This window comes from Loigolactobacillus jiayinensis, from assembly GCF_003946445.1.
GTDB classification, from domain to species: Bacteria; Bacillota; Bacilli; order Lactobacillales; family Lactobacillaceae; genus Loigolactobacillus; species Loigolactobacillus jiayinensis.
Genome location: NZ_RHOF01000025.1, coordinates 33,231 through 55,704, shown reverse-complemented (window position 1 = coordinate 55,704; position 22,474 = coordinate 33,231). Strand labels below are relative to the sequence as shown.

The window sequence follows — 22,474 nt, the reverse complement described above, 5'->3', positions numbered from 1 at the left end:
TAATAGATTACCACTTTGAGCAATCTATCAACAGGATAAAGTATAGAGCCTTTTTCTATAGCCAAAGTAAGATAAAAACTAGGGTTGCTGGCAATAATTGCAAGCCAAAAATCTTTTTTGTTGCGGTGAAGCCACCATAAGTTGCAACGATCATAATAAAGAACATCAGTAATTTAAGTAATGTGACTAAGGCAGTACCATTAAAAAAGAATAGGCTACTGATGATCAGTAAACCGAGGGCACCATTATAAATACCTTGATTGGCCATTGCAACGCGGGCGTTAGGCAAATTCACAAAATTAAATGGCATGTCAAAGGCCTTGGCCTGACTTTTTGGACCAGCAAATATTTCTAACGCCATAATCCCTAGGTGCTCAAGGCCAATTAGAACGGCCAAAATTAAAGTAAATGTCTGCATGAGTTTCTCCTTGTCTATGTCACAGTAAAATAGTTATTTTTTGTTTGAATTTTAGGTGCTTTGTTCTGGTTATTTATGCTGTTTTTTGCAAAATGCCTTGACCAACCTAGCGAGAAAATGCTAAACTATTCAAGTGCTCAAATGAGATTTGCCGCTGTGGCGGAATTGGCAGACGCGCAGCATTCAGGGTGCTGTTTCCTTCGGGAAGTACAGGTTCGACCCCTGCCAGCGGCATTTTATAACGTATTAGAAACTTAGCTCATTTTATAAAACACTGTTAAACCAACGTTTAGCGGTGTTTTTGCTTTATGAGAAAAGACTAGAAAAGACCACTTTTTGACTACTTTGCACACAATCTGCACACAAAATTTATTGATAAAGTCCCTAGGCAATAGGAATTATGGCTTGATCATTAGTGTGCTGCACACAGTTTTAGAGTTCGCTTTTTGAGAGTCATCATCGCTAATGGTGATCTGTGACAATGCGTGTTCGATTTCAGTGTCTGTTTTTGCCTTGTATTCATCTATTAAGTAAGAATATACACGGCTCGTGGTTCCAATATCTGAATGGCCGAGGCGCTTAGATATTGCGTAGAGATCAATCTGATTAGCTAGTAAATAAGCCACATGAGTGTGTCTAAGTGAATGAAAATGAAAGCCTCTTTTTTCTACATTTATTTTTTTAAGTGATTCACGTAATGTTTTGTTAACGGCGTTAGAGGTGGGCACAGTGCCATACTGATTTAAAAAGACCTGTTGTTTACTAGACTCAGGGCTGACTGATTGTTTCAAAGCGTAAAAATAATTTAGAATATCATTATTTACTCGAATAGTACGAACAGACGATTTGTTTTTGGTTTCTTTAAAATCGTCTTCAACATCGCTCCAAGCCCGTCGTACACTAACGGTTTTGAAATTAAAATTAATATCTCGCCACTGCAATCCCTGAAGCTCGCCAAGGCGCATACCAGTATAAACGGCAAGCAAAATCATATATTTACTGGTAAAGTGTGGATTTAGGCTGTTGCTCACATATGCAACTAGGTTCTTCATTTGAACGATACTTAGATATTCAATCTGTTGTGTGCGATCCTTATCAAAGACGACTGAGGTTTGTTCTGTGAAATCACGTGGAATTAATTTGTCGTACAATGCATTCTTTACGCAAGCACGAACATGTACGTTAACCTTTTGAACAGTCTCTTTAGCATGAGTCTTACCATATTTCGTTAAAAAAGTTTGATAGGTAGTACGTGTGATTGCAGAAAGAGCCTTATTATTAAAATGGTTTTTTAGAACATTATAGGTGTATTCATAGCTTTTTTTGGTTCGCGCAGATATTTTCGGCTCTTTAAAAGTTTCGTACCATTCCCAAAAATATTCAGGCAAAGGCGTATCGCAGTCATTTAATGAGCCACCATCAAGTAATTCTTTTTCTAAATTGATCGCATAACCTTTGGCTTCACCTTTAGTTTTAAAGCCACCTTTAGCTTTTGATTTACGTTTTCCGGTACTGTCCTTATAATAAACGCGCGCCATCCAGCCTTTACCGTGTCTCACAATATTTGCCATAATAATTCATCCTTTCGTTGCCATTAGGCGACTTTATGATAAAATAGAGTATACAAAGACACCACGCTTGGCGTGAGTTTTTATTGGTTAGCTTACTGACTTTCTTGGCGGAGGGGCAGTAAGCTTATTTTTATTTAATAAATTTATTCCACCGTGATTTCAGTCGCGATCATGGAAGGGATGGTTCGTTCGAGTCCCATTTGAGTTTCATAACTTTCGCCGCCGCTCAAAGTACCATAGATATCAACAACGTCATCTTCAACAGCAGGGGTAGTGCCGATATATGTGACATAAATATCGTCGTCCCAGATATCATAGCCTTCGTTGGTGACATTAACGCGGAGAACTGTCATGCCACTATCTTCTTGAGCTTGAGCGACTTGACCGCGGACATAATAAGGCTTTCCGGAATAACCATCAGCATTTTTGTCGAGCATTGCATAAGTAATAGTTTGTCCATTAGCTTGAGCTTCTTGATGCTTAGCTGCCTGTGATTCTTCCCGAGCTTTCTTCGCGGCTGCTACACTTGATTGAGATGCAGCAATAGAAGACGCTTTTGAAGAACTGTCGGCAGCGGCTTGTTTTACAGAACTTTCAGAAGCAGCTTTGGCGATACTTTCAGAACGAGCTTTACTTTCGCTTTCCGATTCAGCTTTGGCCTTTGCTTCAGCAGCAGCTAATTTAGGCTGTAAAATTTTAGCTTTTTTAATATATTTCAAACAGTTTTTTTTGATTATTCCATTTTTTAAATCGTCAACTTCGGATTCAATTGCGTTTATATCGTCCATTGTAATACCAGCTTTGAGTGCAGTTAACGTATTGTTCGTATAAAGATTGGTGATATCTTGAGGTACCGTTTCGTACTTTGATGTTTTAACATTAATCTTTTTTGTAGAAAGGCCATATTTATTTTTTGCGTAAACCATGTAGTCACCAGAATAATTGACTATAAAGTGTCTTTGACCTTTATTGGTCACCTTAGCATAAGCTAGTGTTTCCGAGTCAGTCACTTTCTTAATCGTTGCTGTAGCTCCCTTCTCAGTATTCATAATAATCTTCGCTTCCCCGTTTTTATTTATAGTGGGGTTGGAAGGCGACAAACTGATTTTCGGCGCTTGCATCACGAACATTGCAGCAATAATAGAGACGATAAATAATCCAGCGCCAGACGACAGAACTATGATCGATCGTTTTTTCTCCTTTTTCTTGATTAAATTAAACACTAAAAGTCCGGCACCAACGATAAAAACAATAACCCCAACTAAAAATAATAACGACAAAAATGTATCCATACCCAACTCACTCCTTTTATATGATAAAATAAGTTATCGGCTTATTTTATTAGGAGCCCAGCCTCATTCCGTGGCAGCGGAGTGGGGCTTTTTTATTTTGTCAAATAATATTGACCATCAATTGGATAGCCATATTCGGCGGATAATTCTTGAATCATAGATGGTTCTTCTCCATGTTCTTCCACATACAAAGAAAAAATCAAATTGGATGCAAACCTATCTGCCTCACGTTCGGATATATCTTTGAAACGTTGATTTGCAACATAAAAGCCGGCAAAGCCTTTATCATCGAAGAAATGTCCCAGTTCATGGGCACAAACAAAATAACGCCGCGAATCATCTCTAATCGATTCATCAAGTAAAATAATACTTTCTCCAAGCATCCACGCAGTTTTTCCAAGCGGGTGTTGTTTCATATCCATATAACGTAAATCAATATTTAAATAGTCACACAACCTAAATGGGTCAGAGGTCCCGTAAGTGATTTTAAGTTTGGCTAGAACCCTTGCTAAGTGTTTTTCCATATGTCATCACTCCTGATTTTCCCGTTTCTTTTTGTTATGCAATTTCTCCCAATAAAGACCAGTTAAAATATCATTTAAGCGTTGTTTATCTTTATCAGTTAAATCCTCACCTCCATAGGCTAAGCCAACATTATCATCAAGCATTTGCTTGAGATCATGTATATCTTCGGGATGAGCCCATTCAGGCGCTTGATTACGACCTAACAGATAATCGGTCGTTACACCAAAGTAGTCGGCGACTTTTTCAAGTGAGTCAGATTTTGGATTCATGGTTTTCCATTTATAAAGATAATTACGGCTCATATTAAGATCCTGTTCTACTCTGGTTATAGATTTCCCTTGGGAATCTGCCAATTTTTTTATTCGATCAAATAGTGTCATTATAGGATTCCTTTCCGCATAAATAAAATTCTACCAAAAAAGGTTGAATAATAGCTTGACATCTACCTTTAAAGGTACTATTCTATTTACATAAGCTAATTACTTAGCTAAAAAGTTTACGAAATAAGCCCGATAAATCAGCTCCCCAGCTTGATAACAATGGACTCATTACGTTTATTTAACTATGTGCTTAGTCTACCACTAGGGGTAGAAATGTTCAATGGTTTTAGCGAAAAAATTAGCTAATTATTAAGGAAGGGATGTGAACTTAATTATGAGCAGTGATCTAGGTGCAATTGTCAGAGGAAAACTATTTGAAAAAAATATGACACAAGGACAATTGGCTAAGCTAGTTGGTATTGGTGATGTTTATTTAAGCGATATTCTTCACGGACGCAAAACAGGACCAAAACCACAAGAACATATCAAAAAAATCAAGAAGATTTTGGATATCAAGTGAGGTGACGATCAATGGACGAATTACAAAACTTTAACTTTGAAGGTAACTATGTACGAACAGTAATTATTGATAACGAACCATATTTTGTCGGTAAGGATGTAGCTGAAATTTTAGGCTATAAGCGGACTGCCGATGCTGTTAGAGGACACGTTGACGATGAGGATAAGCTGACTCGGCATTTTACCGACTCAGGTCAAAATCGTGACATGACAATTATTACTGAATCGGGTGTCTACTCATTGATTTTTAGTAGCCATTTGGAATCAGCAAAACGATTTAAACATTGGGTTACAGCGGAGGTCTTACCGGCTATTCGTAAGCATGGCGCCTATATGACACCAGAAAAGATTGAAGAAGCTTTGCTGAATCCAGATACGATTATCAATCTGGCTCAGCAATTGAAGTCAGAACGTGAAGGACGATTGATCGCTGAACAACAGGTCAATGAGTTGCAGCCTAAAGCTACCTATTATGATCGCGTATTAGCCGATAAATCGCTGGTAACGATCAGTATTATCGCCAAGGACTACGGCATGAGCGGTCGAGCATTAAATAAAAAGCTTCATGACTTAGGTGTTATTTACAAGCAAGGCAATACTTGGCTGTTATATGCAAAATATCAGCTAACTGGATGGACACATTCTGACACCACAATAGTTAAACGCAAAGACGGCACTGAAAAAGCTGTACTAAATACTAAATGGACGCAAAAAGGCAGATTAGGCTTGTACGAACTGCTTAAACAAGAAAATATTTTACCGCTGATTGAACAGGAACAGGCAAGCTAAGGAGGAAATAACAAAATGGCACAACCAAAAATAGTTTTAACTAAACAAACTGAAAGTAAGGCCGTTAAGCCAGTATTTATCGATGCGGAATTGCACAAGCAAATTCTTGATTTAAAAAATGAGACAGGAATTTCGATTGGTCGGATTGCAGAAAAGTTTATCCGTTACGGTATTCAAAATGTCGAGATTGAAGATGAACAGTGAGGTGATCTAGATGCCACAAATGTTACAAGTGACAGTTCCGGTTGAAGTGCCAAAAGATTATGTACTGATTGATCAAAATAAATTTGATCAGCTAAACAGCGAATCATTGGTAGCTAAGATGTGGACAATGGCCGAATTGCGTAAGCGACTAGGTAATAAAAGCGAAAAGTGGGTCAAGGATAATACGGTAAATAGCCCACGGTATAGCCGTGAGATACAGCTAATGCGCAACAGTAAAGCCATCGTTGGCGGTGGTAGTGGGAGTCCATGGCGGTTTCAAGCGTCAGTCATTGGACCATGGCTAGACAAGCATTGGCAAGAATTTAACTGGTAAGGAGGTGATTTAAATGGTTTGGACAATCGATGTAGCAAGCTTTACGTTTGGCATTTTGATCGGTGTAATCTTGTTTACGGCGTTTCGGGGCCTTTATCACTTGGGAAAAGAGGCCGATAAAAATGAACATTAATTGGACTGAAATCGATGACCAAGCAATGCGCGATGAGGAGGATTACTACTTTGAGTAAGGATGAGTTAGAAACCCGCTTAGTATGGGTGGGAATTATTGATTTGTCAGCAATTGTCTGGGGCATTGTTATTAAATGGTTATGCCGATGAAGCACTGGCGAATCACGTTAACCTTGTGTGATGGGCTACTTCACAAAGAGGTTTACGAAGTTGAGTTGCCAGAATATGAGCCAGTTGGCTTTGACCACGGTTGGTTTTATATCGGTCAGAGCTATGCAGTTGCTGAACGGTTAGTCATTGGCTATAAGATAGAAGAAATAGCCCGTCACGGGGGCAACCGTGCGGACTAAAAGGTGTATTACAGAGTACACCTCCAGTATATCACAAGGAGGAACTACAAAATGACCAAACGAGTTGAGAAAAAATATTTAACTGAAGACGAACGTAAAATTTTAAAACTTTATCACGCTGCTACATCGGTTAGTTTTTACAGATTTAACGAATCAATGAGCGATGCAAAAGCTTTTGTCGGTATTTGGGGATCACCACAGATTATAAATAGCCCAAACGACCGCGTTTTGATTAGCGCGGGCACTTTTGAAAACGGCAAATCTGTTTCGGCTATCGCATCAATCGAAGCAGGAGGCACTAAATGAAAGGTATCAAAGCAGGATCAATGGTCACCGTGACCGAATATCGTAGCGGCAAAGAGATATTCCACAATTTACACGGAACTATCTTTAGAGCATATGAAAATAGCGCCTGTATTATCGTGGATGCGGCTGATGCGGCACCGGTTATTAAAATGCTTGGTGTTGATCGAATTGTTGCTAGTTATAAAAAAATTAAAGAGACAGCCGCTAAAGCAGCACTTGATCCGGCTAATGCACAAGGCACAGAGCGCCGAATTATCAGTACTTGGGGACAAGGATGGAGTATTGATCGGATTAAATCGACTGTACTGCGGTCTGAAAGTACGATCTACCGTGTCTTAAAAAAATACGGTATTGATCCAGACGCGCCGCGTGTTAAGGCTAAGAAAGTTAAGCCATTTACTATTCCACATTTATCACGATAGGACGGAGTGACATTAATGAAAAAAGAAGACATTTTTAAATTAAAATCAGCGGCTGAAGTATTGGATAACTTAGTGTTTTATACCAAATTAATGACATTATTTGAAAATACAGAGAGCGTAACAAAAAAAGAGGCAACTGAGGCATTGAACTTCTATCGAGAGAAATCATTAGAAAATATGACCGAGTTCGGCTCCGATAATGCCACTAATTAAAACACCTATAATCCAGATTAATGGTTTACCGTATGGTTTTTCAGCAATAAAATCATACCACCCGAGCATCGAATTACCATATATTTCGCTACGTTTTGATTTCACTTTCAGCTTTTTATCAATGGATTGCGTTAAGAAATTAGCAAATATATCAACTTTTGAGGCGGTAGAAAAACTGAGTTCCACATAATTATGATCATTAAATGCTTTTGCTTCTTGCTTACCGTCTAAAAAGTTTAATGGTTTTATATTGTTGAACTTTAAAAGACTTTGAATTCTTGGATTATCAATATAACCTTTTCCATAAAGATGAATAAATAATCTAGATAAATCAACTTTATTAGAATCGGGAATAACTGTGGGAGTTCCACCCAGAACTAAATATCTTTGTTCCAGTGCTTTAAATCCATAGTTTGAATCTCGCATGTTCCAATGAATCCATTTTTGTTCGATATGAATTTTTACGTAATCAAAAAACCTACGTAGCATTTCTTTTTCAAGATTGTCATATTCAGCGGTGATTTTTTCAATTGGAACATGTTTGATTTCCGCAATTTTATGAATGGCAAATAATTCGGCCTGTCCATCATCGAATTTTTTTACCGCAATTGATGTGACATGTGGAGTCCGTCCATTTGTATCAAAAAAGCTTTCACAAGCGTAGTGAATGATAAGATAATCACTTTTGTTTTCGTCAATTTGTTTTAGTAGTTTTGCAGCACCCTTATGATCTTTAAAACGTGTCATAGCTTATCTCCCATTAATCTTTATATAAGAAGAATTATACAGATAAATCGTAATAATTAATACCAAAAACTAAGTTTAGGAGTTGATTGATGTGAAAGCTAGAATCACAACAGTTGATGATGACCAAGGCTGGTTAGATGCCGCCGGGATAAATTATAAAGTCAACAAGATTGTAGAAATGACCAGAGCTGAGTTTGACCAATTGAATGCCTATGCCAATATCATTAACACTGAAGTATGCGGACCAGCTATCAGCGTAGAAGACGTGACCGCATCACAAGAAAATAATGCCGAAGCGATTGAATTAATGCAACGCTTTGATAATAAGAACTAGCTTTTGAGGTGAGTTAATGCATTTGAAAAGAAAGCAAAAGGTTAAATATCGAATTAATAAATCAGAATGGGAGCACTTAATGGTGGTGCACGCCGCCGAAGAGTTTCCTGATTTATTTGGTCAGCCAATCGCACCCACTAGAAAACGATGGCGGCGGTTGTGTCGGTTGGCTAGGATGAGTGGTTATTTCCAAAAAGGCAACAACCACTTTGACGTTAAAAGTTAAATTTACGGAGGTGATTGCATGAATTTAGACAAGCCGTCTAAGGATATTCAAGACCGAATCAGTCAAGACGATTTATTAACGAACATTGGGTACGAATGGAGTAATGAAGCCCAGTTGTATTATGATGCGTGGAGTTTTGAACTGGTTCCACTGAATGAGAAACAGGCACATTTACTTGCTAAACGTATCATGGAAAAAAGCTAACTTTCAGGAGGAATAAAAAATGAAAAATACAATAACAAACGCTGACATAGAAGCACTGATGAACCAATCCGAAATTAAAACTGAAACAGTTTTTGATAAAGTCACAGTGGTTTCATTAAAATTACCATCCGGTTTTGTCATTACAGAAGCATCAGGGGCTGTTGATCCAGATAATTATGATGCGGACATGGGTAAACAGATTTGCTTGGATCGAATCACTGATAAAATCTGGGAGCTTGAGGGCTACCGGCTACAGGCGGAATTACACGATAAAAAGTAATTTTAAGGAGGAACTGTTTCCAAAATGGAAATGGTTCACAATTCTAAAATCCACGCGATAGACCACACTTTTTTCGTAGATAAATCAAATAAATAAATACTGTTATATCAAGCTTTACAGCTTTTAATTTGAAATATCGAATATAAATCGTAGATATTTCATGCGATAAAAAAGTCCCCACTTGGGACACATTGCTAAGAGGTGTGTGGGGTGCTTAAGTCAATTGTACCGCAAAAAAATCAGAATTGAGGAAAATCAATGCAAACTAGTAATAAATTAGGCGCGGCATTTAAAAAAGCCGTTAGTAGCGTGAATTCACGCCCTGCTTTACAGTGTTTACATTTTAACGAAGACGGTAGCGTGATAGCAACAGATAGTCATGTGCTGTTAAGAATAGAAGACTTTCATCATTTAAAACAAGATTTCAATTTGAATCTTAAAACGTTTGGCGAATGTGACGAAAATTATCCTGACACAAGCCGGATAATTCCGAAAAGTTATCAATATCAATTTCATGCCAAAACTAGCGATTTAATCGACGTGCTCCCGATCATTAAAGGGATGGCTAAACTTAAGAGCGCTAACGATCCAGCTGTTTTAAAGTGGGAAAACGATAATGAAACTTTGACTATCGCCGGCGGTGAAAATAATTTAGTTACCGTTCACATTCCAATTGTAGTCCAAAACAGGTCTAGTGATCCGTTAGAAGTTAGTTTTAACTCTGAATATATGGCGCAAGCAATTGAATTTTTCACGCAAGCGCTACCAACGGACGAAGTTATTTTTAATTTTAACGCTTCGCTAACGCCTTTCTCGCTAACGGCTCAAAAAGCAACTTATTTAATCACACCTATTCGGAGGTTTTAAAATGGCAACATTATATGAATTAACAAGTAACTACAGGAAGTTACAGTCGCTGGCAGATGAAACTGATCCAGAAGTATTTAACGATACGATGGCATCGATTGATGACGCCATTCAGGATAAGGCCATCGGTTACGCCAAGGTGATCAACGCAATGCAAGCTGATATCACAGATATTTCAGAGGAAATTAAACGACTGCAGGCACGAAAAAAAGCAGTCGAAAATAATATTAATCGGCTGAAAGCTAATTTAATCGATGCATTTCACACGGCTGATATTAATCAGGTTAAAGACTCATTATTTACGATTAAAATTCGGCACAATCCCGCATCAGTCCACATGATCGATGATAAAGAAGTTCCAGTTGACTACTATCAGCCACAGCCGATGAAATTATCCAAAACACTCATTAAAGAAGCGTTGAAAAGTGGTAAAGAAGTACCTGGTGCTGAGCTGACACATAGTGAATCCCTGATGATTAAATAGGAAGTGAAAATAAATTGAAAGTAATTAAAGCAACCGAAATTAATAAACCAGCGGCGTTGCGGATACTTTACGCGGCACCAGGGATGGGCAAAACATCCACACTCCAGTACATGCCAGGCCGTAAATTAATCATTGATTTAGACGGCACGTCGTCGGTCCTGAGCAATAAGCCCGATATTGATATTGTGACGCTTGATGACCCATATAATCCGCGCGAATCACTACCAAAATTATTAAAAGAAATCAAAGATAAGCATCTCGATGAATACGACAGTATTGCATTGGATAATATTTCAGAATTAGAAAATGCTGTCCTAACTGAATATGGAAAAAAAGGCAATAACAACGGCGTTCCCGGTATTCAAAACTACCAACAATTGCAGTTTTTTGAATTAGATATGATTCGTTACATGAAAAACTGGAACAAAAATATTGTGATCACAGCGTGGGAGCAGACGGATGATTTTGCTACCGAATCAGGACAAACTTTTACTAGAGCTTACCCACAGATTCGCAAGCCAATTCTTAGCAATGTGATGGGTCTAGCTCTACAAGTTGGTCGCTTACAAGTATCAGCTAAAACAGGTAAGCGGGGCATTATTTTAACACCTTCCAATGCAGTTTTTGCTAAAAACCAACTTGATCAACGCGAGTTTTGTTTACAAGAGGATTTGTTTAAAGAAGGTGATGATAATGTATCAGCTGAGATCTTACCAGACGAGCCTAGTTAAACGCGCTCGTGAAGAACTGTCTAAAGGTAATAAAGGCGTGTTACTAGTTGCGCCACCGGGTTCGGGTAAAAGTGTCATCATTGCCGAGATTGCCCGCCTAGCAACAGAAAAGCAGGGGCAAGTGTTGTTCCTAGTGCATCGTAAAGAGCTAGTGGAGCAAATCACACAATCGTTTAAAAACAACGCTGTGGATATGAGCCGAGCGATTGTTATGACGGTCGGGAAAGTCGTTAGACGGCTAGCAAGGCTACCGGTGCCGACGGTTATTATAACGGACGAAACACACCACGCCTTAGCTAAGACTTACCGTAAAATATACGATTACTACGCCGATGTGCCGCGATTAGGTTTTACAGCCACACCTTGGCGGATGAGTGGACAAGGCTTTACCGATATTTATTCAACGATGGTTGAAGGGCCAACCGTTGATTGGCTAATTAAAAATCAATCGCTGGCACCGTATAAATATTTTATGCCCCAATCAATCGTTGCCCGCGACGAGTTAAAGCGGTCATCACAAGGTGATTTCACTAAGCAATCGATCGATGAAGCGTTAGAAAAGACCATTTTCGGTGATGTGGTTGATAATTACCGCAAGTTAGCAAACGGTAAACAGGCGATTCTTTACGCCCACAGTGTGGAGTACAGTCAGATGTTTGCACAGCAATTCGTGAATGCTGGCATTACGGCTAAACATATTGACGCAACCTCACCTAGTCACGAGCGAGCACAAATCATTAAGGCGTTTCGTAATCATGAGATAAAAGTATTATGTAACGTTGACCTTATCTCAGAAGGGTTTGATGTGCCGGATGTGAGCGTGATTATGCTACTGCGGCCGACTAAATCCTTAGTCCTCCACATTCAACAAGCGATGCGTGGGATGCGTTACCAGCCAAATAAGACAGCGATTATTATTGATCAGGTTGCTAATGCACTTGAACATGGCTTGCCAGATACGCCACGCAGTTGGTCTTTAGAAGGCAAGCCAAAAGACGCCGCGCCACGCTTAATTACTTGCGACTTTTGCCAGGGTGCCTTTTATAAATGGGCTCATGACGAAAATAAACGTCGTATCTGCCCTTACTGCAGCAAAGCACCAGCTATTGATGAAGATGATAAAAAAGAACGCGACAACGGTAAGGAAATCATCCAAGATGATATGGCTGAAATCACTGATATCAAACGATTTAATCAACTAATGTTAGCCAAGAAAAATCCGACACGTTCGCGTAATCTCAGTAAAATTTACGATATTTTAGTTGCCCAACAAGAAACTGAAACGCGACAAGTTAAATGGCCAGTTTATCGAGCAATGCATCTCAGATTAAATCAGGTAAAAGAAATCCAGCCAGAAGAATTAGCAGAATTAGCCGCTCGCGCCGGCAATTCACTTAACAAAATTACTGCTACCTATGAGCGCGTTAAAGATAAACACGAAGCAGAAGCTGCTTTACCAACGTTATTTAACTTTTAATTACTAAACTTACATTCCTGAGGAGGAAAATAAAATGTCATTTAAATTAGATTTTTCAGAAAACGAAGATTTCCCAGAAGTAAAAGACGGCGACTATGAAGTAGTTATGAGCAACGTCCAAGAGGATGCTAATCCAAATACCGGTACTGAATTTATTAATTTTGATATGATTATCCGCAATGATATCAAGCAAGGATTTCAAAATTCACACGTCTTTCAACGGATTTACCGCAATAAAACGACTAATAAATACCCGCAAAAATTTATTATGCGAATTGCTGAAGCATTCAGCTTAGAAGATGGCAAATCATACGACAATTTCGACAATTTTATGAAAGACTTTTTAGCTAAACCAGCAAAATTACGAGTTAAAAATGAATCATCGGACTACGATGGTAAAACTTATAATAATTTAAATGTAAAGCGTTGGACTAAAACTGATTTCCCACAGTTACAGCACAAGTGGCCTGATAAAACCAATCCTAATAAATTAAAAAATGATGATCCGTTTGCAAATAATGGTGAATCGATTGATATTTCAGACTCAGATTTACCGTTTTAAATAGATAAAGGAGGGCATTATGGATTATTCAGCAATTCCCAATGAGTTAAAAGCCCTCAAACAGTGGGGCGTTTTCAAAAAAATATGGAAACCAGAACGTGGCAAATATACAAAAATTCCATACGATGCAACCACAGGAGAGAAAGGAAAATCAAACGATGAAACCACTTGGACAGATTTTAGTACCGCCTTAAAGGCGGTCAACCAAAACGAACACTTTGCCGGCTTAGCTTTTTTCTTTAAGGCACCATATGTCGGCATTGATTTAGATCACGTTAAAGAAGAAATCGACCGGGTTTTACATGGTGACACCGCCGAAAATTTGGTTTATGAATTTATGCAAACCACAAACTCGTACACCGAAGTTTCGTTATCAGGCGAAGGCATCCACATCATTGTTAAGGGCAAGCTACCGGAAGGAAAACGGCGTAAAGGTGACATTGAAATGTACGATTCAGGTCGCTTTTTTGCCCTGACAGGCAATGCTTTTACCGATTGCCGTGAAGTGACTGAGCCTGATAACAAGGCGCTTAAAACGCTATATAAACACTACATCGATAGTGGCAATAATATCATTATGCTAAACGATGAACCGCAGTACGGGATTACTGATCTCACGACTGAGCAAATCACTGAAGCGGCCTTGAAAAGTAAAACTGGGCAACGGTTTAAAGTTTTAATGAATGGTAATTGGGAAGGTTATTATGATTCCCAGTCTGAGGCTGACCTTGCCTTTGCGAATGACCTAGCCTTTTGGACGGCAAAAGATTTCAAGAAAATGGACGAGATTTTCCGTCAATCGGGTTTGATGCGGGATAAATATGATGAAAAGCACGGCAAGGTCACGTACGGCGAAGGTTTATTGAACAAGGCAATCTCGAGTACAGGCAGTGTTTATAGCGCTAAACAAGCCGAGTCGACCTTTAGCCTGACTGTACCTGGATTAACTGTAGACGAGCATTCAGTCACTGATAAAAAAGACGAGTGGCGCTCATATGATGATACTGGTAGTGCACAGCGTTATTTTGATCGGTACGGTCGCGTGGTTAAGTTTGATACCACCGCAGGAAAGTTTATGTATTTTGATGGTCACGCTTGGCGGCAGGATAAAACTTTTGTCGCACAAAAGCTATTAAATAAAGTCGTCGAATCATTGAAAGATGAGCCAGTACATGTGCCAAAAGATGCTTCGATTGATGATAAAGACGCGGCAACAGAAGCAAAAGCCAAATTTATCAAACGTAGCCGTAACAACTCTGGAAAACGGGCAGCACTTGCGGAAACGCAGACGCTAATTGCCACAACTACCGATGATTTTGATCAAGAGCTAAATGTTTTAAATACACCGTCCGGCTATATTGATCTGGCCACAGGAAGCTTAATGGAAACGACACCAGAATCAATGTTCACTAAAATTACTAATTTTGAATATTCTGATACTTACGCCGCACCGCGTTGGGAAGAGTTTTTACATCAAACTTTCGACGGTAATCAGGACTTGATCCATTTTATGCAAAAGCTAGTTGGGTACAGTTTAACTGGTACTATGGACGAACAAGTCATGACAATTCTACATGGTGAAAAACGTAAAAATGGTTCTAACGGTAAATCTGTTTTTGTCGAAACAGTTAGCAGCATTATCGGTAATTATGCCATCACAATTCAGCCGGAAACATTAATGGCGAAGCCGTTAGCTAGTTCTGGTGGTCCGAATAATGACATTGCCCGTATGAAAGGCGCACGGTTTATTGCGTCTAGTGAGCCAGACGAAGGCATGCGACTATCAGAAGGCCTGATCAAGCAAATGACTGGTGGCGAAAAAGTCACAGCACGACAATTATATGGTGATTATTTTGAATTTCAGCCGACAGGTACGATTTGGCTATCGACTAATCATAAACCGATCGTTCGTGGCACAGACGACGGTATTTGGCGGCGACTATTGTTTATCCCATTTTTAGTCCAAGTGCCGAATAATAAAAAAGACCCTAAACTAAAACAAAAACTATTGCGTGAAGGACCGGGTATTTTAAACTGGGCTGTCGACGGCGCACTAATGTGGCAACGTGAAGGCTTAAATCCACCACAGATTGTACAGGAAGATTCGAAACAATATCGCGGCGAAATGGATACCATCGGTGGCTTCTTAGAAGAAGTAGCAGAAGTTGGACCTGGTTACCAAGCGTCATTTAAGGAAATCTCACTAGCATTTGATGAATGGGAAAAAATTCATGGAACGGGTATTACAAAAAATAAACTGGGTCGTGAATTAGCGCAGCGATTTGATAAAAAGACAGTTATGGGGCAGCGCCAATATGCTGGATTAAGAATCAAAAAAGGATTGTCCCCTTTTCAGCAAGGATATAATTTCTGAAAATTAGTTTAGTAGATGATATCATAAAAAAACGTCTACTAAGCTAATCCATTGCTAGAGTAAGGGTGAAGCCGTTTTAGTAGATGATATAGATGATTTTCTTATTGTTTACTATACAAAATAAAAAAAGTTAAAATATATAGTAAAGAATAGGAAACGTCCAAATCGTCTACTAAAAGCATCTCGGAATGTATGTATCCCTTGTGGGAGTAAGAGCTAATCTTAGTAGATGATTTAATAAATAAACTATAAATCGTCCTTTGAAACTGTGGAGGTAAATCATGACAGCAGAACACACGATACAAAATGATATCCGCGTAGCGCTATCAGCAGCTGGCTGTACCATTATTCGCACCAATACCGGTACCGTTAAAACAGAGGATGGCCGTTTGTTTAGCGCAGGTCCGCCGAAAGGATGGCCTGACTTAACCGGATTTCGAAAAAGCGATGGCAAAATGGTGCTGATCGAAGTTAAAAATGAACACGGACGTTTGCGCAAAGAACAGCAACGATTTGCGGAAATGGTTAGTAAATTACCGGTGCTGTATGGTGTAGCCCAATCGGTTGATGATGCATTAAAAATTATTGAAATGAAGTGAATGAAATGAAAATAATTAAAGACTTGAATTTTTGCTTAACGGTGGATTATAAAGGTAATGCGGTTATCAATCTTTATGCCGAGAGCGAAAACGATACAAGCAAGTTACTTTTGAGCAGTCGAAATATATACGATGTTAAACAAATTTGTAAAACATTAGGCTTTGATTTCAATAACTGCGAATATACAGGCAGTTTTTTCGCGGAAGTGGTTGAAAATGACAGTGACAAGTTAGTAATTGATGATATGACCGATGGCAGAGAGACGTTGGCTTCAGCAATTAGGCTGGATAATGGAGATATAAAAGTCGTCGATAATACTGGAACTACTGTGATTTATAGCGGTAATCAGTTTTCGTTAAATATAACAGAACGATAGGAGGTGAGTAATTGAGACGGTCAACAATCAGAAAAGTTGAAGATCTACTTCGTGATTACACGAAAATAGATGATTATATCGAAGAACGCGAGCAACAATTACGCTATCCAACTGGGCAAACCGATGAAAATATCGGTGGTGGCCGAGCACAATTTAAGTATAACGAAGCTACGTTAGACACATTAATTACTATCGACGAAGACCGCCGTATTAACGCACTGAAACGACAGCGCGAAATAATTGATGACTGCTTAGATGGTGTGGACGACAATACCGAAAAAATTATCAAGGAGCTATATTTTAAAAAACATCCACAATACACATTGCTCGGCTTGGTTAATAATCATGTGGTTAATATCAGTCAGCGTCATGCATACGAGTTAAGAAATGAATTTGTTAGTGAAGTTGCAAAAAAGCTTGGGTTATACGATTTATAGCGAACGGGAAAAACACGCAAAAACTGAGCACCTCTTTCGTGTTAAATTAGTATTGTAGAAAAATTAAGTTAAGGACGTAGTTAACCAAAAACTTAAAAAAACGTTTCAATCGCGAGTCTTAATTTAGTTTTTTAGAGCATCCAGTATTGGATGTTCTTTTTATTACATATTTATTAGCCAGAAAGCGAAGTAGTAAGAGTGGGACTAACAGTTAAACAACAAAAATTTGTTGATGCTTTTGTTGAGCTGGAACCTGCGTAAATCAGAGCATGAGTTAGACCGGTGGCTCACAGGTGACCTTAGTCGTATCGCTGTTGCCGAAGGGTCTAAGCAAGCCAAATTGGAAGAACATATCGCGGAAATAAAGACGGAGCTGGCAGTACAAAAGCAAGAAGCGCAAGAAGCGGAAGCCTTGCTTAAAGCATTTGATGGCATCGACAGCGCGATTGTTTATGGTAAATATGTTGAGGGCAAGACCTTAGAACAGATCGCAAATGACTGTGATTACTCTTACTCATATGTCAAGCAGCGTCATGCAGAGCTAAAGCGATGGCTCACGTTTATTGATAAGTACGAGCTTGATGTGTTACGCTTCTCGCTTGATCGGTAAAGGTATGATTTAAGTACAGTCCTTTATCATAACGACTTATTGCTTTACAGGGTTTATATTAATAGCATAGTAATTCAGCAAGACCTCAGTCGATTCGGCTGGGGTCTTTGTTATGCGGTTGATTAGGAGGCAGTCAACAATGGTGTGGACTAAAGACCAATGCCATAGCTTTTATCTATCCAGTAAGTGGCGACACTTGCGCGAGCAAATCCTAGAGCGTGATCACTATGAGTGTCAGTGGTGTAAAGACGAGGGTCGAGTGACTAGGGTAGGTGGTGTTGATGCTCAAGGCAATGCTGTGGTGTTAGAGGTGGATCATATCAAAACATTAGAGCAGCATCCTGAGTTGCGACTTGACCCAGATAACTTAAGGACACTGTGCAAAGATTGTCACAATAAGCGGCATGGTCGCATGGGTTGGCGTAGCAATGGCAATGGCAAGCCCAGGAATAGATGGGCGCAGGACGAAAGGTGGGACTAATGTGAGTAAGCATCTAACTAATAAAGAGTGTGCGATCAATGGTCAAGTGTTCTATCAATGAGGAGGCAGTCGTATGTGTTATGTGGTCATGCTTAAAGGGCTAGGCAAGGTCGTGATGACTGAGCGAGTGTTCATGGCTGAGAAGGACGCCAAGCGTTACGCTAAGGCTCACAATGCCGATCCAGCTGAGAGTGAGCGTGGCTATTTTTTCATTGAGCGCTGTCCGTTTGGAAAATAATTTTGAGCAAGCCCCCCGGGTCAAAAACCTGAGGAAAATATTTGAAACAGAGAACCGGTGGGTGAGCTCAACTCCGGAAAGATTTGACTGAAATTTTTTCTCACGTGAGGGGGTGGGGGTGTGACTAAAAGTAAAGTAGAAAAATTCTTGCAGGAAAATTCTGATCCAGAAGATTTTATTCAGCAAGAAAAAATCAAGCGGTACTTAAATTTGCGCAGACTTTTTGACAAGCTAGACACGGCTATTCGCGAACACGGCGCGGTTGTGACGGTGGAAAATGGCAAGCAAAGTTATATCAAAATCAACCCTGCTGTCACTGAGAAGGAAAAAATCAACGTACAACTACTAGCGCTGGAACGTGATTTCAAATTGTTTTTGCCAAAAGATAATGACCCATCTAAATTACCTCCTAAAACGACCGTAGAGGACGAGGAGGAAACATTGGTATGATTCATCAGGAATATGTTGATAGCTATCTTAAACGCTATAAAAAGGGTGAAATACTCTTTAATAAAGAACGCAAGATGTTAGTTGAATACTTAGAAAAATATGTATTGAACAACGAAGATTTATTTTTTGATGAACGACGTATTAACGATTGTATTAACTTCATTCAAAAATGGTTTTTCCCAATGGTGCCTTATCAAAAATTTTTAGTAGCCTTTATTTTTCTATATGATCGTCGTACCGAGGATGTTTTTTACGATGAATTTTTATATGTGATCGGTCGTGGGGCTGGTAAAAATGGATTGATCTCAGGACTTTCCGCCTACTTTATTAGCTCACTAAATGGTATTCCCGGCTATGATGGTTCCATTGTCGCTAACTCAGAAGAGCAGGCCATGACGTCGGTCACCGAAATTTATAATATTGTTTCCGCAAATGATCGGTTAGCAAAAGAGTTTGATGCCCACAAATCCCAGATCACTGGACGTGCGACTAACTCAACGGTTACTTATCAAACCAGCAATGGCAAAACAAAAGACGGTTTACGTGATGGCTTCGACGTTTTCGACGAAATCCATATGTACAAGGATAGCTCAAGCGTTGGCGTTTATGAGTCTGGCTTGGGTAAGCGACCGCAGTCACGACAATTTGAAATTGGTTCCGATGGGTTTGTTCGCGAGGGCTACCTTGACGGTAAAAAGGCGGTGGCTAAGCAAGTACTGACCGGAAAACTACCACCCGATACCATGTTTCCTTTTATTTGCAAAATTGACACTCGCGAACAAGCTGACGATCCGAAATATTGGCCACTGGCTAACCCGATGCTAGAAGAGCCGCGGAACTCTTATGGCAAAACACTATTTAGAAAAATCGTGAAGCAATTTAACAAATTACAAGCGGAACCATCTGGTCGCGCTGAGTTTATGACTAAGCGCATGGATTATCCAGAAGTTGACCTGGAAAAATCGGTTGTGCCTTACGCTCAAGTTAAAGCGACTAACGTTCATCAGCCTGATATCTCTGGTCAAGAGGTGATCGGTGCGGTGGACTTTGCTAGCCTTCGCGACTTTGCGGCAGTCGGTTTTTCTGGTCGTAAAAGTGATAAAGTGATCCATTTTCAACACCAATTTGCCCGAAAACAATTCGTAGATAAGTACTACGGTTATTCGCTTAGCGATGAACAACGGGCTAAGTTCACCGCCGCGGCACCGATTGGGAAATGGGAACAAATGGGACTACTCTCTGTGGTCAATAAGCCAACAATCGACCCGCGTTTGATCATTGATTACTTTAACAAAGTTCGGCGTAAATATGTGCTAAAAAAAGTGATCATTGATAATTTCCGTGCGGACGTGTTGCGGCGCTTTTTTGAAGAAGCTGGCATCGAAATCGAAGTGATCAAGAACCCGACCGCAATTGATGGTTTACTGGCGCCGCGGATTGAAGATGGCTTCGCCCAACGTAAATTTATCTGGGGTGACAACCCGATACTTCGCTGGAACACACAAAATATTGCCGTTAAAACTGATCCACGCGGCAACAAGCAATATCTCAAAAAAGAAGAAGTCAGACGAAAAACCGATGGCTTCAAATGTTTTGAATACACACTGTATCGGATTGATGAGGTTATTGGAACAGATGTGAGTGGCTTTCTAAGTGCCGCTGTCGACCTCAATTTTTAAGCGAAAGGAGGTGAGACAGTGAGCTTTTTAGATATTTTCAGACGCCGACAAGATGCGAGCACAGTCTTTGATTTTGACCTTTTTGAGGATAGCGCGAATGCTGCTTATATCAAAACAATCGCGTTAGAGACAGTTATTAATTTTGTAGCCCGATCTTTGGCACAGTCCGATTTTAGAGTTTATAAGGGCAGTCGAATTGACACGGGGCCAATTTCATACAAGTTGAACGTCCGGCCAAATGCTAATCAGTCGTCTACGACTTTTTGGCGTGATCTCGTTTACCGGCTAATTAAAGACAACGAAGCCTTAGTAATCGAGTCAGATACACATGATCTATTAATTGCTGACACTTGGACCACTAACTCAGCTGCATTATTTCCATTGACGTTTTCCAACGTGTCAATTTCCAGCAATTCAGGTACTGGCTATACATTTTATCGAACTTTTTCGATGGATGATGTTTGGTATTTAAATTATTCAAACTCAAAGTTAAGCCGTTATATCGACGATTTAGGCAATGAAATCGGGAAACTGTATGAGCGGATTCTTGAAGTTCAAATGCGCAATGGCCAGATTCGCGGCACAATTAAAGCGGACTTGACTGCTGGCGTGAATGAAGAGGATATGAAAAAACTGCAGGCTTATATCGATAAAATTTATAAGTCGTTTAAGGACAAATCAATTGCATTGGTACCACAGGTGCGCGGGTTTGAGTACGAGGAACTAACCAAGCAAACCGGCACTCAAAAACAATCGGCAGCTGATTTGAAAAGCGTGCAGGATCAGATGACTGATTCGGTGGCTAACTTGATTGGAGTACCGCCAGCATTGATTCACGGTTCCAATGAGAAACTAGAATCTAATATTCAAAGTTATTTAGATTTTTGTTTAAAGCCGTTGATCAAAACAATTCAAGATGAACTTAATGCAAAAATTTTCACACCGCAGGAATACGGCAATGGAAAGCACATTGAAGTGGTCGGGCTTAATAAACGTGATCTATTTGGCGTATCCGAAGCCGTTGACAAGTTGATTAGTTCCTCAGCATTCAGTCCTAATGAATTACGCGGTGAACTAGGCTATGAACCGCGTCAAGGCGGCGATGACTATGTGATCACCAAGAATTACACAATGAAGGGAGGTGAAAATGATGAAACCAATTCAAGTGAAGGGAACAATCGTGAGTGATAGTGATGCTGCCATTTATCGCTGGCTTGGTTATGATGTGACGGCGCCCAAGGATATTCAACTGCCAGAAGACGATTCCGATGTGACAGTTGAAATTAATTCTCCAGGTGGCGATGTTTACGCTGGTGCTGAAATCTATACGAAGTTGCGGGGTTACACCGGGAAAGTTAATGCAAATATTGTTGGTGTTGCTGCTTCTGCCGCCTCTGTAATTGCGATGGCCGGCGATCACGTTGCTATTAGCCCAATGGGACAAATGATGATTCACAATGCATCTGCCAGAATTCAAGGCAATGCCACCGATCATAAACATTTAGCAGACGTTTTAGACGGCGTTTCTGCACAAATTGCTGATTCTTATGCTGCAAGAACTGGAAAGAACGCTGCAGACTTCCAAGCGTTGATGGACAAAGAAACTTATTTCACGGCGAAGGAATCCGTTGAACAAGGCTTAGCAGATGAAATCATGTTTGCCGAGAATGAAGCACCTGCTGTAGCAGCTGGATTTGGTGTTTTGCCTACCGAAGTGCTTAATAAAGCGCGCCGAATGATGAGCAATGAGCCAGCTAGCAAGTCTACTGTCGTTTTAAAAGCAGAATCCATTAAAGCGATTGTTGTAGAGGCAATTAAGCCACTACAAGAACAGATCGACGCTTTAAAAAAACCAGTTGCAAAACAAAATACTGAACCCGAGGAACCGCAACCTAAGCGATTCCTTTTTTAGGAGGAAAAAT

At 39.8% G+C, this 22,474-nt stretch carries 34 protein-coding genes and 1 tRNA gene; 29 read left to right on the top strand and 6 right to left on the bottom strand.

The genetic code is table 11. The features are described from left to right. Nucleotides 1-55: 55 nt before the first annotated feature. Complete coding sequence (locus EKM80_RS07780) at nucleotides 56-418, bottom strand: DUF1304 domain-containing protein (RefSeq protein ID WP_125552556.1); 363 nt, start codon at nucleotides 416-418, stop codon at nucleotides 56-58. 150 nt (nucleotides 419-568) lie between these two features. On the opposite strand from EKM80_RS07780, the gene EKM80_RS07775 reads away from it, so the two are divergent. Continuing rightward, nucleotides 569-652: transfer RNA gene (locus tag EKM80_RS07775), tRNA-Leu, on the top strand. Between the two features lie 164 nt (nucleotides 653-816). On the opposite strand, the gene EKM80_RS07770 is transcribed toward EKM80_RS07775, so the two are convergent. From EKM80_RS07770 to EKM80_RS07755, 4 genes are all read right to left on the bottom strand, one after another. Further along, the gene (locus tag EKM80_RS07770) at nucleotides 817-1,989 is read right to left on the bottom strand and encodes a site-specific integrase (RefSeq protein WP_125552555.1); all 1,173 of its coding nucleotides are present in this window, start codon (nucleotides 1,987-1,989) and stop codon (nucleotides 817-819) included. Nucleotides 1,990-2,132: 143 nt separating this feature from the next. Continuing rightward, nucleotides 2,133-3,281 (bottom strand): hypothetical protein, encoded by a 1,149-nt coding sequence (locus EKM80_RS07765; protein WP_125552554.1) that lies wholly within the window; start codon nucleotides 3,279-3,281, stop codon nucleotides 2,133-2,135. 92 nt (nucleotides 3,282-3,373) lie between these two features. Continuing rightward, complete coding sequence (locus EKM80_RS07760; RefSeq protein WP_125552553.1) at nucleotides 3,374-3,805, bottom strand: ImmA/IrrE family metallo-endopeptidase; 432 nt, start codon at nucleotides 3,803-3,805, stop codon at nucleotides 3,374-3,376. Nucleotides 3,806-3,811: 6 nt separating this feature from the next. After that, nucleotides 3,812-4,186, bottom strand: coding sequence for a helix-turn-helix domain-containing protein (locus EKM80_RS07755; protein WP_125552552.1), 375 nt, complete (start codon nucleotides 4,184-4,186; stop codon nucleotides 3,812-3,814). Nucleotides 4,187-4,460: 274 nt separating this feature from the next. Between EKM80_RS07755 and EKM80_RS07750 the strand changes: the two genes are divergently transcribed. The 8 genes from EKM80_RS07750 to EKM80_RS07715 all read left to right on the top strand — a co-directional run bounded on the left by EKM80_RS07750 (nucleotide 4,461) and on the right by EKM80_RS07715 (nucleotide 7,395). Further along, on the top strand, nucleotides 4,461-4,646 hold the full coding sequence (locus tag EKM80_RS07750; RefSeq protein ID WP_125552551.1) for a helix-turn-helix domain-containing protein: 186 nt from the start codon (nucleotides 4,461-4,463) through the stop codon (nucleotides 4,644-4,646). An 11-nt stretch (nucleotides 4,647-4,657) separates the two neighbouring features. After that, nucleotides 4,658-5,434, top strand: coding sequence for a phage antirepressor KilAC domain-containing protein (locus EKM80_RS07745; protein ID WP_125552550.1), 777 nt, complete (start codon nucleotides 4,658-4,660; stop codon nucleotides 5,432-5,434). Nucleotides 5,435-5,449: 15 nt separating this feature from the next. After that, entirely contained in the window at nucleotides 5,450-5,638 is a 189-nt protein-coding gene (locus EKM80_RS07740; protein WP_125552549.1) for a hypothetical protein, read from the top strand. Nucleotides 5,639-5,648: 10 nt separating this feature from the next. Then, nucleotides 5,649-5,972 carry a DUF771 domain-containing protein gene (locus EKM80_RS07735; RefSeq protein ID WP_125552548.1) on the top strand — a complete coding sequence of 108 codons (324 nt, stop codon included), beginning with the start codon at nucleotides 5,649-5,651 and terminating at the stop codon, nucleotides 5,970-5,972. 278 nt (nucleotides 5,973-6,250) lie between these two features. Then, on the top strand, nucleotides 6,251-6,454 hold the full coding sequence (locus EKM80_RS07730; protein ID WP_125552547.1) for a hypothetical protein: 204 nt from the start codon (nucleotides 6,251-6,253) through the stop codon (nucleotides 6,452-6,454). A 51-nt stretch (nucleotides 6,455-6,505) separates the two neighbouring features. After that, nucleotides 6,506-6,760 (top strand): hypothetical protein, encoded by a 255-nt coding sequence (locus tag EKM80_RS07725; RefSeq protein ID WP_125552546.1) that lies wholly within the window; start codon nucleotides 6,506-6,508, stop codon nucleotides 6,758-6,760. After that, nucleotides 6,757-7,182: a hypothetical protein gene (locus EKM80_RS07720; RefSeq protein WP_125552545.1), complete on the top strand. Its 426-nt coding sequence runs from the start codon at nucleotides 6,757-6,759 to the stop codon at nucleotides 7,180-7,182. Before EKM80_RS07725 ends, EKM80_RS07720 begins: the two co-directional genes overlap by 4 nt. Before the next feature lie 15 nt (nucleotides 7,183-7,197). Then, the gene (locus EKM80_RS07715; protein WP_125552544.1) at nucleotides 7,198-7,395 is read left to right on the top strand and encodes a hypothetical protein; all 198 of its coding nucleotides are present in this window, start codon (nucleotides 7,198-7,200) and stop codon (nucleotides 7,393-7,395) included. On the opposite strand, the gene EKM80_RS07710 is transcribed toward EKM80_RS07715, so the two are convergent. Beyond that, entirely contained in the window at nucleotides 7,351-8,142 is a 792-nt protein-coding gene (locus tag EKM80_RS07710; RefSeq protein ID WP_125552543.1) for a hypothetical protein, read from the bottom strand. The genes EKM80_RS07715 and EKM80_RS07710 overlap by 45 nt on opposite strands. 91 nt (nucleotides 8,143-8,233) lie before the next feature. Here EKM80_RS07710 and EKM80_RS07705 point away from each other — a divergent pair, with 91 nt between their 5' ends. The 20 genes from EKM80_RS07705 (at nucleotide 8,234) to EKM80_RS07615 (ending at nucleotide 22,464) form a co-directional block, all read left to right on the top strand. Then, nucleotides 8,234-8,476: a hypothetical protein gene (locus EKM80_RS07705; protein WP_125552542.1), complete on the top strand. Its 243-nt coding sequence runs from the start codon at nucleotides 8,234-8,236 to the stop codon at nucleotides 8,474-8,476. A 16-nt stretch (nucleotides 8,477-8,492) separates the two neighbouring features. Continuing rightward, nucleotides 8,493-8,702, top strand: a complete 210-nt coding sequence (locus EKM80_RS07700) for a hypothetical protein (RefSeq protein ID WP_125552541.1) — start codon at nucleotides 8,493-8,495, stop codon at nucleotides 8,700-8,702. Between the two features lie 18 nt (nucleotides 8,703-8,720). Next, nucleotides 8,721-8,906, top strand: a complete 186-nt coding sequence (locus EKM80_RS07695; protein ID WP_125552540.1) for a hypothetical protein — start codon at nucleotides 8,721-8,723, stop codon at nucleotides 8,904-8,906. A 19-nt stretch (nucleotides 8,907-8,925) separates the two neighbouring features. After that, nucleotides 8,926-9,186 (top strand): Gp49 family protein, encoded by a 261-nt coding sequence (locus EKM80_RS07690; RefSeq protein ID WP_125552539.1) that lies wholly within the window; start codon nucleotides 8,926-8,928, stop codon nucleotides 9,184-9,186. Between the two features lie 258 nt (nucleotides 9,187-9,444). After that, on the top strand, nucleotides 9,445-10,053 hold the full coding sequence (locus EKM80_RS07685) for a hypothetical protein (protein ID WP_125552538.1): 609 nt from the start codon (nucleotides 9,445-9,447) through the stop codon (nucleotides 10,051-10,053). Nucleotide 10,054: 1 nt separating this feature from the next. After that, entirely contained in the window at nucleotides 10,055-10,537 is a 483-nt protein-coding gene (locus tag EKM80_RS07680) for a siphovirus Gp157 family protein (protein WP_125552537.1), read from the top strand. A gap of 14 nt (nucleotides 10,538-10,551) precedes the next feature. Next, the gene (locus EKM80_RS07675; RefSeq protein ID WP_125552536.1) at nucleotides 10,552-11,268 is read left to right on the top strand and encodes an AAA family ATPase; all 717 of its coding nucleotides are present in this window, start codon (nucleotides 10,552-10,554) and stop codon (nucleotides 11,266-11,268) included. Continuing rightward, nucleotides 11,231-12,745 (top strand): DEAD/DEAH box helicase, encoded by a 1,515-nt coding sequence (locus tag EKM80_RS07670; protein ID WP_191985941.1) that lies wholly within the window; start codon nucleotides 11,231-11,233, stop codon nucleotides 12,743-12,745. The genes EKM80_RS07675 and EKM80_RS07670 overlap by 38 nt, the downstream gene beginning before the upstream one ends. Nucleotides 12,746-12,779: 34 nt before the next feature. Beyond that, entirely contained in the window at nucleotides 12,780-13,307 is a 528-nt protein-coding gene (locus EKM80_RS07665) for a DUF669 domain-containing protein (RefSeq protein WP_125552535.1), read from the top strand. A 19-nt stretch (nucleotides 13,308-13,326) separates the two neighbouring features. Further along, entirely contained in the window at nucleotides 13,327-15,681 is a 2,355-nt protein-coding gene (locus EKM80_RS07660) for a phage/plasmid primase, P4 family (RefSeq protein ID WP_125552534.1), read from the top strand. A 281-nt stretch (nucleotides 15,682-15,962) separates the two neighbouring features. Beyond that, on the top strand, nucleotides 15,963-16,280 hold the full coding sequence (locus EKM80_RS07655) for a VRR-NUC domain-containing protein (protein WP_125552533.1): 318 nt from the start codon (nucleotides 15,963-15,965) through the stop codon (nucleotides 16,278-16,280). 5 nt (nucleotides 16,281-16,285) lie between these two features. Next, entirely contained in the window at nucleotides 16,286-16,657 is a 372-nt protein-coding gene (locus EKM80_RS07650) for a hypothetical protein (protein ID WP_125552532.1), read from the top strand. 11 nt (nucleotides 16,658-16,668) lie between these two features. After that, nucleotides 16,669-17,094 (top strand): transcriptional regulator, encoded by a 426-nt coding sequence (locus EKM80_RS07645; RefSeq protein ID WP_125552531.1) that lies wholly within the window; start codon nucleotides 16,669-16,671, stop codon nucleotides 17,092-17,094. Nucleotides 17,095-17,434: 340 nt separating this feature from the next. Further along, nucleotides 17,435-17,704 (top strand): hypothetical protein, encoded by a 270-nt coding sequence (locus EKM80_RS07640; protein ID WP_125552530.1) that lies wholly within the window; start codon nucleotides 17,435-17,437, stop codon nucleotides 17,702-17,704. 139 nt (nucleotides 17,705-17,843) lie between these two features. Beyond that, nucleotides 17,844-18,185, top strand: a complete 342-nt coding sequence (locus tag EKM80_RS07635) for an HNH endonuclease (protein ID WP_125552529.1) — start codon at nucleotides 17,844-17,846, stop codon at nucleotides 18,183-18,185. 73 nt (nucleotides 18,186-18,258) lie between these two features. Further along, the gene (locus EKM80_RS14860) at nucleotides 18,259-18,423 is read left to right on the top strand and encodes a hypothetical protein (protein WP_164509521.1); all 165 of its coding nucleotides are present in this window, start codon (nucleotides 18,259-18,261) and stop codon (nucleotides 18,421-18,423) included. A gap of 120 nt (nucleotides 18,424-18,543) precedes the next feature. Further along, nucleotides 18,544-18,873, top strand: a complete 330-nt coding sequence (locus tag EKM80_RS07630) for a P27 family phage terminase small subunit (RefSeq protein WP_125552528.1) — start codon at nucleotides 18,544-18,546, stop codon at nucleotides 18,871-18,873. Continuing rightward, the gene (locus EKM80_RS07625) at nucleotides 18,870-20,552 is read left to right on the top strand and encodes a terminase TerL endonuclease subunit (RefSeq protein WP_125552527.1); all 1,683 of its coding nucleotides are present in this window, start codon (nucleotides 18,870-18,872) and stop codon (nucleotides 20,550-20,552) included. Before EKM80_RS07630 ends, EKM80_RS07625 begins: the two co-directional genes overlap by 4 nt. A gap of 18 nt (nucleotides 20,553-20,570) precedes the next feature. Continuing rightward, nucleotides 20,571-21,740, top strand: a complete 1,170-nt coding sequence (locus EKM80_RS07620) for a phage portal protein (RefSeq protein ID WP_125552526.1) — start codon at nucleotides 20,571-20,573, stop codon at nucleotides 21,738-21,740. Beyond that, nucleotides 21,700-22,464 (top strand): head maturation protease, ClpP-related, encoded by a 765-nt coding sequence (locus EKM80_RS07615; RefSeq protein ID WP_125552525.1) that lies wholly within the window; start codon nucleotides 21,700-21,702, stop codon nucleotides 22,462-22,464. The genes EKM80_RS07620 and EKM80_RS07615 overlap by 41 nt, the downstream gene beginning before the upstream one ends. The last annotated feature ends 10 nt before the right edge of the window (nucleotides 22,465-22,474 follow it).